Origin of the sequence: Tissierella carlieri (genome assembly GCF_018917285.1) — a bacterium.
Lineage (GTDB): Bacteria > Bacillota > Clostridia > Tissierellales > Tissierellaceae > Tissierella > Tissierella carlieri.
This window is the reverse complement of record NZ_JAHLOH010000022.1, coordinates 13465-28348: the sequence shown is the minus strand read 5'-3', so window position 1 is coordinate 28348 and position 14884 is coordinate 13465. Positions and strand designations below refer to the sequence as shown.

The following is a 14884-nucleotide window of genomic DNA, read 5'->3' as shown; positions in this document are numbered from 1 at the left end:
CTTTTCCCCCTTAGTGATTAATTATTTTTAATTCAATAGGTTGTGGTGATATTTCTTTAATTGTAATTCCTATTGGTGCAGTAAAATTTAAGTATACTTTATGAATTCCTTCATCAAGCATATTAAAATCTAGATATGGCATTAAGTCTTCTTTAGTTAAATTTTCAATTGCTTCTTTACTACCTTTTGCTAAAACCTGTATAGTCTTTGAATGATCGTCTTTATCAATAGTTAATTCACCATCTAAATTTCTAATATCCACTTCATCTAAGGTATATTCAAAGGACTTAGTAAAATTTTCTTCTATTTTTAAAGAAATTGTTACCTTCTCATTTGGATTTAATAGAGAAACATTTTCTGGAAGATCTAGTTCAACTGGAACATCTACATTTTCCATTAGGTAATTTATATCTACTGGCTTAGTTTGAATAAATGTCAAGTTTGCTATATCATTTCCACCCTTAAGTGTTATCTTATTTGGATTTATTGTAATGCTAGTAATTTCATAGTTTTCTGGTGGCTCTGTTTGCAAATTAAGTTCAATAGGCACAGTTACTATCCTAAACACTGGGATACTTACATCCACTACACTTGGTTCATATTCTACTCCTCTAACATCATTTTTTTCATCATCTATTAATTTTATAGGCTCTGTAACATTAATATTTTCTTTTCTACCACTTATATCTACAACTGCTACTACATCCGCTACTTTATTTACCAAAGACCTAGGTCCCTTCAATAAAACAGATTGAGTTTTTGTTAATATATCCCCTAATACATAATTAGGATCAAGATTGCCCTTGGTCTTTACAGTTACAGATTGTGTCTTAGTTATTATCTTATCAAACGTAAATAGAACATTCTCTGGTTCACGTCCAACTATTTTTATATTACTTGATTGGTCTAAACTTATGTTTATTGGTACTTTTACTTGACCTTCACTATATCCTGATAAATCTACCTCAGCTTTTATAAATTCTCGTGAAAATTTAGCCATATCAGATTTTTTACCTGTAACTTTCACAGAAACTGTTGCTTCCTCTGGTTCCATAATTACTAGGTCTTGTCTATCTAATGCGGTTTTATTGGTATAAGTTACCGGAATATTTCTATATTCCTTAGATATATCTGGATTAACTTCGCTTTCACTAGTAACATAGCTCCACAAAACAATAGCTATAATAACAGAAAAGATTTTTAGGGTTAAATCACTCTTCTCCTTGCTCATCTTTTCGCCTCCATTTAGTCATAAATGTTTGTGTTGAATCCTTTGGCTTATACATATCTGTTAATATTTGTTTTAATGTCTTAGAATCTAAATGTCTTGCTATAGTTCCATTTTCAGCTATAGAAATAGAACCCGTTTCTTCTGAAACTATTATAGCTAAACTATCAGATCTTTCCGATATACCTAGTGCAGCTCTATGCCTTGTACCTAATTCCTTACTTATATTCATATTGTCTGTAAGAGGTAAAAAACAAGCAGCTGCTTTAATCATATCTTCTTTTATAATCACTGCTCCATCATGTAATGGTGTATTTGGAATAAATATATTGATAAGTAGATTACTGGATACCATACCATTGATCTTAGTTCCGGTATCGGCAACCTCATTTAATCCTGTTTCTCTTTCTAAAACAATCAATGCTCCAATCTTTTGTCTAGATAAAGATGCACAAGCTTCCACTATTTCATCTACAGTCTTAGATAAGCTCTCTCCCTTTATTTCTAGTAGAGATTTTGTAAAAAATCTGGATCTACCAATATACTCCAATCCACGCCTAAGCTCAGGCTGAAAGACTATTAGAATAGCAAGAACTCCAACAGTCATGGCATTTTCTAATATCCAATTTATAGTATATAGCTGTAATAAACCACTAAGTTTAGCAAATACAAATAATGCAAAAATACCTTTAGTTAATTGTTCCGCCCTAGTCTCTCTAATTAATTTAAATATCTTATAAAAAACAGCTGCCACAATGATAATATCAATTATGTCCCTTATTCTAATGCCTGAAAATATTCTATTAATAAGTTCCAAGGTTTACCACGCCTTTTATCGTATTTTCACTTCTATTCCTATTATATAATAACTGTTCCATTAATTGAACTAATAAATTGAATATAATAAATTTAATTCAATTCTGAAAATGGTTAATTTTCACTCATCTTGCTCATAGTATCATCATATGACTTCTTGAGTCTCCCTTTTAAAGAATCTACTATACTCACATTCAACTCTCCATTAATATAATCATCAATGGGCAGAATTTCGAAAAATAATTTATTATTCTCTCTGTATTTATAGACCCAAGTTGGTATATACTGTATATTTTTAATTACTGTTTGTTGACAAGAAAAATCTTTTTCTATCTCTAAATTTATCATTACTCCATCTTCAGTATAAGAATTATCCATAGTTTCTTTTCTCTGATTTGATAAAAAGTTCCCCATGGAATATATTATAAAATTGTCTTTTCCATCCTTATTAATTATTTGAGATCTTTGTATTACATGGGGATGACTACCTAATATAATATTTGCACCCCATTCTACCATTTTTTCACCTAACTCTATCTGATAGCTGGAAGGTTCTCTTTGATATTCATTCCCCCAGTGAATAAATACTACTATTAAATCAATATCTGAAGATCTTACCTTTTCAATATCTCCTTTTATTTTCTCTTCATCTATTCTATTCACCATATATGATAATTCTTCCCCTGTTAAAGTAGAATCCATACCATTTAAACCATAGGTATAGGAAAGGAATCCTATTCTTATATTTTCTATCTCCTCTATAAGAATATTATTATTTGGTTCTTTATATGTTCCTATATTTTTCATCCCATACTCATTTATATTATCTATAGTCCTAATTAATCCTGTCTTTCCATGATCTAAGCAATGATTATTGGCCGTAGCAAGTATATCAAAGCCTGTCTCCTTTAAGGCTAAAAGAGATTCCTTTGGTGTATTAAATCGAGGAAAGCCAGAAAAAGGAATTTCTTCCCCTGCAGTAACAGTTTCAAAATTTCCTAATGCTATATTGGCTTTCTCAACATATTTCTTTATATGTCTAAATGTAGAAGTAAAATCGTAGCTTAGAGTTTCTTTGTTGAAGGCAGCTTTATATTGAGGTGAGTGAAACATTATATCTCCAACAGCTAGAAGATTTATAGTAGATATCCTAGGCTCCTCAATAACCTCAGTAATATCATCTAAATTTTTAACTGCAGATTTTTCCTCGTCTATTTCATTGTCTGCTTCTATGTATTCACTTGTTATATTTGTTTCTGCAGATTTGAACTTCATATAAGCCGCTGCTCCCATAAATCCTAAGAAACAAAATATTAGAATTAAAAATATTATAATTGTGTTATGTTTTTTCCTCATAGTATTCCCCCTAATATATCAATAGCTTGTCCTTTAGCCTAAAGGTAGAGATGTCTCTACCTTTATTTTATACTTTGTTAATATTTTATACAATATTAGTTATTCTTTTCTCTTTAAACCTATTACTCTAGATTTTGAATCATACATAAAATTTGCTAATTTTCTTTGATTTAATATCCACAAAAATATTACATATGGAACAAAAACCATTGTAAGCTGAGGTATCTCTGCCATCAATATAAAGTCAAACATCCCGTGCATAATAATAGGCATATACAAAGACTTTCTCATATTCATTCTTTTTCTATCTATATTTGTGTCAAATTTAGCTAAGGATAGATAATATCCCATAGTTATACCAAAAACAGCATGGGCTGGTACTGAAAATATTCCTCTATATAGCCCAATAAAAGGATTGTTAGTATATCTATATGCAACATAAATTATATTTTCTACAGTAGCAAAACCCATAGTTGCAAATACACAATAAACTATACCGTCTAATTTCTCATTAAAAAATTTTGTTTTATAGGGATATTTTAGTACTACTAATCTTTTAAAAAACTCTTCTGTAAATCCTGCAACTAGGAAAGCATTATAAAAAGCACCTAATACACCAGGAAATATATTAAATGCAATTAAAATCTCTTCAACTATAACTGAAGGAATTACTGTTAATGCTCCTAAAATATAGGTAAATAGTAAAACCCTTAGAGGCTCTCTATCATGTCTATCAGATAAATATATACCTGCAATTATGATTATAGCAGGTATCACTGCTATAATTAAAAGTCTAAGTTCCAAAACATTACCTCCTTATGTCTTTTCTTATAGTTTCCCAAAAACATAAAAAAATAAACCCTAATGAAATTAGGGTCTATAAAATTCTATAGTTTTTCCTTGGGACTCATATTTCTTTCTCATATAAGATAATATTAATATTAAAAGTCCTAATGATATCAAAACATCTCCAATACTTATTATTTTAGGGAAAGGATATGGTTTTGGTATTGGTATTATATCTCCTAAAAAAGTTAACTTTGTAGCTTTATTAGCTAAAGTATGGGTCATTATTCTTCCCTCTTCTAATAGCGATAACTGAGTATATAATTTAGAAGCCTTTAAAGCATTTATTGCAACAGGCATTCTCCCACTATTTAGTGAAAGAGGTAAAAAATTTAAAATAGATCCAAATAAAGTTATTCTAAGTCCATTCTCATGAAAATTCATTATTAGCCCAATGATTAGTAATAAGTAGATAAATATATGTATATAGAAGAAATTATTCTCTATAATATCACTTAAATTTCCACCGGTTTTAGAAACTATTAATAAGGATATGATTTCTACTGAAAAAGCTACAACAAATAAATACCATCCGTTTATATATAAATTACCGATATTTCTTATCTTTCCACCCATTAATTTCCCGAGTAGTAAAGATAGTGTAATAGTTTCGATTACCATAATAAAACAACCTCCTAAATAAATTCACAATGCGCACTCCGCAGTCTCAAAGCTCAAATTCATTTACTCGCTACGCTCATATGAATTTGGTTCTCGTTGCCTTTTTGTCCAATAAGCGTAGCGAATTGTAGACAAAACGGACAGCGTAGGTGCGTTTGACCTACATCAGCTCACTACCGTTCGCTGTGTTAGGTCATAAAAAGTAGAAAGCTAGACACAAAGTGTCTAGCATCATACTATATTTATTAGTATGCTACAAATAGCTCTTTCTTCGCATTACAAAGTGGACATTTATCTTCTTCACCTGTTAATGTAATATATCCGCAAACTGGACAAAGTTCCACAACCTTTGCTTCTAAGTCATTACCAGCATCTACTGCTTCTTTAGCTTTAGTGAAAAGCTCTGCATGAACTTTTTCTGCTTCAATAGCAAATCTCATTGCTGATATAGCTGTTTTTTCTCCCTGCATCTCTGCCACTGCTATGTAAGCTGGATACATTTGATTTACTTCATGCAACTCTCCATTGATTGCTCCTTGAAGGTTATCTGAAGTAGTGCTAAGCCCAAATCCTGCTCCAGATGCTACTAAAAAATCACCTGAAACATCTTTTAATGCTTTGAAATGAAGTGTAGCATGAACTTCTTCTGCATCTGATGTAGCCATAAATAATCTAGCCACAGTTGGGAATCCATCTTTATTAGCCTTATCACTCCAAATTCTGTATCTCATATGTGCTTGAGATTCACCACCAAATGCTGATCTCAAATTTTCCGCTGTCATTGCGTTCATCAAAATTCCCCCTTTATAAATTTTATTATATACATTGTATACTATATTCTAAACAATGTCTAGAATATGCAACTCTCTTCATATATATTCCCATTTTGTATAACCCTAATCATAAAAAAATGAGACTTTTTAGTCCCATTTTCATATAAACAAGCTCATATTAGAGTCATCTGCTGCATTGAGCATTGTGGCTACTCCACCAATTTCTACTCCATCGAGGAGTTCTTCTTTACTTACTCCCATTACATCCATTGACATCTGGCATGCTACCATTTTAATTCCAGATTTAATTCCTTGTTCTATTAATTCCTCTAATGAAGATATATTTTTATCCTTCATTACCATCCTTATCATCTTAGGTCCCATACCTGCCATATTCATCTTAGAGAGCCCAAGTTTTCTGCTGCTCTTCGGCATCATCATTCCAAACACTTTAGCCATAAAATCTTTGTTTGTCTTTATATAGGAGTCCTTTTTAATTATATTTAATCCCCAAAATGTAAAGAACATAGTAACTTCTTTGCCCATTGCTCTTGCACCATTTGCTATAATGAAGGATGCTATAGCTTTATCAAGATCTCCACTAAAGACTATAATATTTTTATCATCTTTTACTTGTGGTACACTTTTGCCAACTTGCCCTTTAATTTTACTCCCTTTTTCAATTAGAGCAACAAATTTCTTGTCTCCTTTTTCAGTTCTTATCAACATATTTCCTGTATTCTTACACCAAGCAGCAATATCATTGATAAACCCTGGATCTGTTGACATTACTTCTAATTTATCTCCCTCATCAATAGTTTTGATTTTTTCACTTACTTGCATAATAGGACCAGGGCAAGATAAACCACAAGCATTTAATTTAAAAAATTCACCTGTTCCAGCTACCTTGACATCTATTTCTTCTAATCTTTTAGTTTTTTTCTCCACTTTCTGAACTCCAGAATCACTAAAGACTTCGGGCCCACTGCTACTAATACCACAGGCATCATCTCTACTATTTTGACAAAACATAGTCTTATAGGTATTAAAACCCCCTGCTAAATTTTTAGCTATAAATCCGTTTTGAGTAAGAATTCTTGTACCTATATATCCTCTAAGGCCTACAGCACAATACAAGATATATGATTTATTTTTATCCAATTCTCCAAGTCTATTTCTTAGCTGTCCTAAAGGAATATTAATAGAGTTTTTAATATAGCCCATATTTATTTCCTCTTTTTCCCTTACATCTAAGATAATAATATTTTCTTTATCTAGCTCTTCTAATTCTTTCCAAAGAACAATGTCAACTTTTCCTAATAGCTGATTTTCCGCCGCAAATCCTACCATATTCACTGGATCCTTAGCTGAGGAATATGGTGGTGCATATGCGAGTTCTAGTTCTGTTAAATCAGAAACTTTTCCTCCAAATCTAATGACAGTAGCTATTACATCTATTCTCTTATCCACACCCTCATATCCTACTATTTGTGAACCTAGAATTTTACCATTAAAGTCAAATATTAATTTTATGGTCATTGGTAATGCTCCAGGATAATATCCTGCATTGGAATTAGAATGAATAATGGCTATAAAATAATCCTTTTTGTATTCTTTTCCTAGCCTATTTAAAGTTTTTTCATTTGTACCTGTATTAGCTACTGTCAAATCAAAAACTTTAGCAATACTCGTTCCCTGAGTTCCTTTATATTCTTCCTTTGAACCTAAAATATTATTTGCAACTATTCTGCCTTGTTTATTAGCTGGACCTGCTAAAGGTACCATTGTCTGAACATTGTTTACATAGTCTTTAACTTCAATAACGTCTCCTATAGCATATATATAGTCATCAGAAGTCTTTAAATACTTATCTACAATGATTCCACTTCTTTGATTTACTTCTAGTCCTGCATCCTTAGCTAACTCTCCATTAGGTCTAATACCGATGGATAATATAATCATATCTCCTTTGATTTCAGCACCTGATTGTAAAGTAATAGTAGTCACTCCACTATTATATTCAAACTTGCTTACTCCATCCTTCAGTCTAAGGTCTACCCCCTTTGACCTCAAATGCTCATGAACTATTTGTGCCATCTCATAATCTATCGGTGCCATTACTTGATCTAGCATCTCCACTATGGAAACTTTTAGTCCTAAATCATGTAAATTCTCTGCCATTTCAAGACCTATAAATCCACCACCTACTACTATAGCAGACTTTGGACTTTTCTCATCTACATAAGATTTTATGGTATCTGTATCTGGTATATTCCAAAGACTAAAGATGTTAGGCGAGTTAATTCCTGGTATTGGTGGCCTTAAGGGTGTTGATCCTGTGGATAAAATAAGATAATCATAGTATTCCTCATATGTCTTATCATTTTTTAAATCCTTAACCAATACTTTTTTATCTTCCTTAAATATCTTCGTAACTTCTGATCTTATTCTTACATCTACGTTAAATCTTTCCATAATACTTTCTGGCGTTTGAACCAATAAGGAATCCCTATTTTCTATAGTTCCTCCTATATAATATGGCAAACCGCAATTTGCAAAGGAAACATATTCTCCTCTTTCAAACAATACTATCTGAACATCTTCATCAAGTCTTCTAAGTCTGGCTAGAGCTGTTGCACCACCAGCAACACCGCCAACGATAACTACTTTTTTACTCATTTTTAATTCCTCCTTGCCAACTTTAACTTTAAACCAATACCCCGTATCCGTATATTTATATATTATGATATCGTCCTCTTTTTGTCAATAAAATTTTATGTAAAAAAATATTTGTATGAAATCTATGCCAAGTTCATATGAAAACAAATTAGAATTCTCATATACATTATAAAGAGACTCGTATCTTGTAGATATGAGTCTCTAGCTTTATCTTTCTATACTCAATATTTATATTCCTAAAGCTTCTTCAGGTGTTATATATGGTCTTTCCTGTTTTCTTCCAGTCTCTTTCAAAGTTAATTTTCCATTATAGAATGATAAACCTCTTCTAAGATATTTATTATCCTTTAATGCCTTTTCCACTCCTTTATCTGCTATTTCTAGTAAATATGGAAGAGTTGCATTACATAGAGTTTGAGTTGCCGTCTGCGAAAATGCAGATGGTATATTATCTACACAATAATGTATTATTCCATTTACTTCATATATTGGATCATCATGAGTTGTAGATTTACATGTCTCTATAGCTCCACCTTCATCACATGCTATATCTACTATTAATGCTCTATTTTTCATTATGGTTAGCATATCTTTACTTACTAAATGATCTTTTCTCCATTTTGGCCAAAGGATACAATTCATTAATACATCTGTCCTCTTCAGACACATCTCTAGATTGTTTCTATTAGAATACAAAAATTCTACATTTGGTGGTAATACTTTTCTTGCCGCTTCTAGCTTATTTACATCTATATCTAATACCGTAACTTTGTTTCCAAATGCTGATGCTAATTCTGCTGCCCCTACTCCTGAATTTCCCGCACCTATAATGGTTATTTCTGGAGTTCTTATACCATCTATTTTCGATAGTAATATTCCATTTCCTCCATAGATTTTCTGCATAAAGTTTAATGCTGCTAGAAATCCTCCCTTTCCAGCTATAATACTCATTGGTTTTAATAAAGGAAATTCCCCATCTTTATCATCCACATCCTCATAAGCTATCCCAATAATTTTTTTCTCAATCATGGCATCTGTTTGTTCTCTATGAGCATTAGAATGAATATACGTAAATATTATTTGGCCTTCTCTCATATATGCAAACTCTTCTGGAAAAATTTCTTTTACTTTATAAATTAAATCTGATTTTGCAAATATTTCTCTGGCTGTATCTATTATTTCCGCCCCTTGAGCCTTATAATCTTCATCAGTAAATCCGCTACCTATTCCTGCATTTCTTTCAACTAATACTTTATGCCCTTTATTTACTATTTCTTTTACTCCATTAGGATCACATGCTACTCTATATTCGTATGGCTTTATTTCTTTTGGTATTCCTATCTTCATTATTCATTCCTCCAAAGCTCAATTTTGCTATAACATAATTCCTATTACTAAATAAAGTACTGCCGATATTCCTGCTACTGAAAGTGCATAGGGCACTTGCGTTTTTACGTGATCAATATGATCTGAGCCAGCTGCAAGTGATGATAATATTGTTGTATCTGATAATGGCGAACAATGATCTCCGAAACATCCTCCCCCCATTACTGCAGCTATAGTTGCATATACTAATGTTGTTATATTTCCACCTGTCAAATTAAATGCCAATGGTACAACTATTGGAGTTAAAATAGCATATGTTCCCCAGCTAGTACCCGTGAAAAATGATATAAAAGCTCCTATGAGGAATGTAAATACTAATAATAATGCTGGCGTCATCCATGAACTAGCAATTGATATAACATAGTCTGCAGTTCCAAGTTCTTTACTTATTGCATTAAGTGAATATGCTAATGCTAAAATAATAACTGCAGATACTATACCTTTGATACCAGCTATAGCTGTCTCTACTAATTCAGGAATAGTTCCAATTTTTTGAATCAGCATTGTAATAAATTGAAATGCTACTGCGGCAACAAATCCCTCAAGTGTTTTTGCGCTTCCATTAATTATATATGTTCCTAATGTAATTGAAATAATAATTAATGCTGGAGCGAAGAAGTTTAAAAAAAGATTTGGCTTTATACCTTCATTAGGCTTAATTTCTGAAAGCTCTTTTCCTAATAATGGTCTTGCATTATCATTCATAACCTTTCCTGTTTCTCTTGTTCTTTTCTCAGCTTTGCCCATAGGCCCAAAGTCAGGAATTATACCTATTGCTATTATCCCTACCATAATTACGGATAAAATACCATAAAAATTGAACGGAACCATCCTAACAATTGCATTCATAGCTATATTTTTATCCGTAAATGCTCCAATTCCCACTAATAGCCCTGCTACATATACACCCCAAGAGGAAAAAGGAATAATTGTACAGACTGGTGCTGATGTAGAGTCACATATATACGCTAATTTTTCCCTTGATACTCTTGCTTTATCTGTTATATTTCTCATAACTGTACCTACATATAGAGGACTAAAATAATCGCTAAAAAATATAAATATACCTAGTAGCCAAGCTAGTACTTGAGCACCTTTTGCTTTTACATTCATTTTTTCGATAGATTTTGAAAAAATATCAATGGCACCTGATTTTTGAAAAAATGCTATCATAATACCTACAAAAACTTCTATGCTTAGTACCCAGATAAAATCTGCATTTCCTAGTGCGGATTGAGCTAGCCCAGTAAATCCAAATAATATATTTTGTCCTGTGACTAATATCCCAACTAGAACTCCAATTAATAATGAAAAAACTGCTTCCCTAGTAATAAATGCGAGGATTAATGCTGTAAATGCTGGTAATAATGATAAAATTCCAAAGTTTGTAACTGGATCCATGATATTACCTCCTTAATTTTTATAAGTCCTATAAAATTTCAAGTAAATCTGATAAATTATACTTATTAAGACCTAATGTTTCCATTGTTCTTTTTTTCTCTCCTCGATAATCCCTATCCATAATAATTGATGCAAGTTTTATTACTGAATCCATTACGGGTGTCCCTACCCCAATTTCCTTACCAAGTTCCGCCATAAATATTAATCCATAGCCAACATCTTCATTTAAGTATCTATGGTCTAAGGTTGATTGTGCTCCTATTCCCTTAAATCCCATAGCTTCTGAATATCCTTTATCATATGTTGCCTCCTGCATATAACCTTGTTTCATCCCTAGAACTGGATCTTCAATAATATTGAATCCAAGTCTATAACCTATTGCTATTCTCTCTTTATCTACTTCCTTCATTAATCTTCCTACAGCTGTGGTTACCCCATCTTCGTAAAAATAAAAATCTCCTTTAGTTCTCTCTATTAACGCTGCATTTAGTAATGTTACAGATGGATGAATAATTGGGTTGGCATTTTGCAATGTTGTTTGCAGTACATTCTTTGCAGGAATTAACGCTGGATAAACTTCTTTTATTAATTCATGAACCTTAGAAGTATGCTTACTAGGCAGAGCTGCGAGAAACACACCATCTTTTAACTTCAAAAATATATTAATACTTGCAGGTCCATTAATTCTTACAGCATAAGGCAAAGTACTTGTTTCAGCTATTAAATAATCTTCATTATCTAGACTCAACCCTAATGCATTTTTAAATACGATACTACCGCCACAAGAACTAGGACATACTATAAAAGTTTGACCCTTTTCTAAATAAGGTTTTACAGCTTTTCCAAAAGGTTCTGTACTATAAGCTGGTCCTACAATAAATATTAACTGTGCCCCTTTCAAAGTTTTCTCTAAATCATGACCTACATATGATAATTTTTGAAATCCTTCTAACATTCCCGAGCTAGAAATACCACCTTTATCATTTATGGCATCAATATTAAAAGAAAATTGTTCAAAATCGTATAAGTATACTTCGTGTCCTGCTTTTGCCCAGTCAAAGGCAACGGCACAACCACCATTTCCTGAACCAAGTACTGCAACTTTCATTTCTATTCCCCCTTAGAATTTTTCTTGCAATAGGTCGATAGCATGTTGTACTATTTTTTTTCTGATTTCCTTTTCTTTTTCTTCAGTTTCATTGGGATTACCTACTGGATAAGGTATTGCCACTGCTGGAACTATTCTTATTGCTCCAACTGTCTTTGAAATTGGCGTTACTGTACATATATGTGATGCTGGAATCCCTATATTCTCTACTTCTTTTACTATGGTTGCACCGCAACGTGTACATGTGCCTCAGGTTGATGTCATTATAACTCCGTCTACCCCTGCATCCAATAATTCCTGCGCTATTTCTTTTCCCATTTTTGTAGCATCTGCTACCGAGGTAGAATTTCCTGTAGTTACGAAGTAATGTTCATGTAAATTTCCTATTTCTCCATCCTTTTCCAATTGTTTATATAAATCCAGTGGTAACAACCTATTTGGGTTATGATTTGCATATACTGGATCAAATCCTGCGTGAACTGATTCAAATTCTCCTTCTTCAAATCTTTCTATACTATCTATTGGATATTTTTTATAAAATTTTGCAGTAGCGGCTGGCAAATGATCGGGATTTTTAATAGGCACTAATCCGCTAGTTGTTAATAAGGCAATTTTGGCCTTCTTTATATCAAATATTGGCTCCGCTGGAGTAATTGTATTATATATTGGTATTGGAATTTCAGTTTTAAATTCTTCTCCCTTTAGCTTTTTAATTAACATGTCAAGCGCTCTTTCTGCTCCATTTTTTTCTTTAAATACATTTATTCTAATTCCCTTCGGAATATATCCTTCTTCATTAGGTAATCCAATATCTTCATTTTTTAACAATTTATTAGCCAATTTTGACATTTTCAAAACTGCCTTTCTCATTGTAGCTGCAGAATTGCCAGTTTCTACAATATAGGTATTACTCTTATATATCTCAACTGCCGGGTTTTCTATATACATTCCAGTTATAGTGTTGATTCCATATTTTTCATTAACAAAACTACATATATCTCCACAAGCTATACCAAATCTTCCTGCGTTAAATGCAGGCCCTGCTACAACCAAGTCAGGATTAAGCTTCTCTATATGTTTAGATATGAATTTTCTCGTTTCCTCCATATTTTCTGCATAATAATTATCTCCACAAATTATTGTAGCAATGATTTCACCCTCTAAGTCCTTAAATAGATTTGCTGAACCTACTATACCTTTTTCTATTTTGGGTCGTATACTTGCCTTCTCTTCTCCTCCAATTTGTCCAAAAAATTGATTAGTATAGAATAATATTTTTTTCATCCTCTCACCTCCTAGATTGTCACTGCTGATAAGTGATTAAAACCTTGTAAATTATGACTACCTAATATACCATGAACTTCTATGATTAGAGACCCATCCCCTTGCCTTGAACCTTGGAAACCTCCTGTAATATGTTCTAACGCATCGAAATCTCCTAATATCACATCCATCGGTGGTATTTTAATTGTTGCATTGCTATTTCCAGTTGAAACCATGGCATTAGCCTCTATAGTACCATCTGGTAAGGATTCAGATTTACCATCTACTCCAGCGTCTTCATTGCTAATAAGGACTGTCTTTATTCCTTTATTTTCAAGTCTCTTACATATCATCATTAAATCAGTTGTTGGATTACCAAAGCCCTCTTGCGATTGAATAACTCCATCAGCTCCAAGCATTTCCACCATTCTAGATGTAATTACTGCATTTCTATATTTATCTGCTAGGTATGTAGTCATAGGACTTAGGACTACACCTATGAAATTTATTTCTTTCCCATGCCTTTTAAAACATTCATTAATAATGGCATTATTTTGATGGTGGTATGTTGTAGTTTTAGACCCTGCTGACACACAGTTACCGCTAACTAATGCACCATCAAATATCTCTAGGGGATTAACTGCTGTTGGAACCATAGTCTTAACATCTTTTCCATAAAAATAGGTATCATGTAAAAGTCCTTGACCTACACATTGATAAACATATGCTACCTTTGGTAGTTCTGGATACTCCTTTAGCTTAACTGATAAGCTATTCCAATTATAAATCTCTTCTTCATAACTCTTATACTCTAAGGCCTGTCTTCCAATATAATGCGCTACTTTTATTCCACCTACTCTTACCGCCTCTTCATGTTCGTGTTGACTTACTCCGATTTTCTTCTTTATATTAAGGACAAGATTGTTTAACTGAGAAAATGGTGTATATTTAGTTAAAGGACCCTTCATATCAATTATTCCTTCTTGAAATCCCACTATAGGGCCCGTTGTGATTACAGCACAATTCTTTAATGCATAAGTAATCCCTCTGCCAACATCCTCTATTGCTCCATCTACTCCGGGGAAAGCATCACCATTTAGCTTGGCTCTGGGCTCTATAACATCCTTAACGGGAATTATTCTGATGGACTCTCCAGGTCTTGCTACATCTATTTGCACTTCTAATATTCTTTCATCTTCTAATAACAAGTCTTGGATTTCATCCTTGGATATAGTTAATATTCCATTATCTATTTTGGTCGCCAGACCAAATACTATATCATTTACTTTAATCTTTCTTAGAATTAATTCCATATCTTAGCCTCCTTTTTTCTTACTCTCTTTACACCATAATAATGCAAAAGCTATGCCAACTGTTAAAGCCCTATTTTGGTTATTAAAAGATAAT

Annotated in this window: 12 protein-coding genes; all 12 read right to left on the bottom strand. The window is 32.4% G+C overall.

The window, feature by feature from the left end:
- Nucleotides 1-10: 10 nt before the first annotated feature.
- Nucleotides 11-1231, bottom strand: a complete 1221-nt coding sequence (locus tag KQI38_RS05595) for a CdaR family protein (protein ID WP_216556772.1) — start codon at nucleotides 1229-1231, stop codon at nucleotides 11-13.
- Entirely contained in the window at nucleotides 1212-2045 is an 834-nt protein-coding gene (gene cdaA, locus KQI38_RS05590) for a diadenylate cyclase CdaA (protein WP_094902779.1), read from the bottom strand. Before cdaA ends, KQI38_RS05595 begins: the two co-directional genes overlap by 20 nt.
- Nucleotides 2046-2158: 113 nt before the next feature.
- Nucleotides 2159-3400 carry a CapA family protein gene (locus tag KQI38_RS05585; RefSeq protein WP_216556770.1) on the bottom strand — a complete coding sequence of 414 codons (1242 nt, stop codon included), beginning with the start codon at nucleotides 3398-3400 and terminating at the stop codon, nucleotides 2159-2161.
- 99 nt (nucleotides 3401-3499) lie between these two features.
- The gene (locus KQI38_RS05580; protein ID WP_094902775.1) at nucleotides 3500-4204 is read right to left on the bottom strand and encodes a PrsW family intramembrane metalloprotease; all 705 of its coding nucleotides are present in this window, start codon (nucleotides 4202-4204) and stop codon (nucleotides 3500-3502) included.
- A gap of 66 nt (nucleotides 4205-4270) precedes the next feature.
- A complete protein-coding gene (locus tag KQI38_RS05575) occupies nucleotides 4271-4867 on the bottom strand; it encodes a DUF5317 domain-containing protein (RefSeq protein WP_216556768.1) in 597 nt (198 codons plus the stop codon).
- Nucleotides 4868-5112: 245 nt separating this feature from the next.
- On the bottom strand, nucleotides 5113-5658 hold the full coding sequence (locus KQI38_RS05570; protein ID WP_216556766.1) for a rubrerythrin family protein: 546 nt from the start codon (nucleotides 5656-5658) through the stop codon (nucleotides 5113-5115).
- 141 nt (nucleotides 5659-5799) lie between these two features.
- The gene (locus tag KQI38_RS05565) at nucleotides 5800-8319 is read right to left on the bottom strand and encodes an FAD-dependent oxidoreductase (RefSeq protein WP_216556764.1); all 2520 of its coding nucleotides are present in this window, start codon (nucleotides 8317-8319) and stop codon (nucleotides 5800-5802) included.
- A gap of 228 nt (nucleotides 8320-8547) precedes the next feature.
- Complete coding sequence (locus tag KQI38_RS05560) at nucleotides 8548-9666, bottom strand: alanine dehydrogenase (protein WP_216556762.1); 1119 nt, start codon at nucleotides 9664-9666, stop codon at nucleotides 8548-8550.
- A gap of 27 nt (nucleotides 9667-9693) precedes the next feature.
- Nucleotides 9694-11106, bottom strand: coding sequence for a Na+/H+ antiporter NhaC family protein (locus KQI38_RS05555; RefSeq protein WP_216556760.1), 1413 nt, complete (start codon nucleotides 11104-11106; stop codon nucleotides 9694-9696).
- Between the two features lie 28 nt (nucleotides 11107-11134).
- Complete coding sequence (locus KQI38_RS05550) at nucleotides 11135-12214, bottom strand: NAD/NADP-dependent octopine/nopaline dehydrogenase family protein (protein WP_216556758.1); 1080 nt, start codon at nucleotides 12212-12214, stop codon at nucleotides 11135-11137.
- 12 nt (nucleotides 12215-12226) lie between these two features.
- Nucleotides 12227-13498 (bottom strand): glycine/betaine/sarcosine/D-proline family reductase selenoprotein B, encoded by a 1272-nt coding sequence (locus KQI38_RS05540; RefSeq protein WP_246565621.1) that lies wholly within the window; start codon nucleotides 13496-13498, stop codon nucleotides 12227-12229.
- Between the two features lie 11 nt (nucleotides 13499-13509).
- On the bottom strand, nucleotides 13510-14790 hold the full coding sequence (locus KQI38_RS05535) for a glycine/sarcosine/betaine reductase component B subunit (RefSeq protein WP_216556754.1): 1281 nt from the start codon (nucleotides 14788-14790) through the stop codon (nucleotides 13510-13512).
- Nucleotides 14791-14884 lie beyond the last annotated feature (94 nt).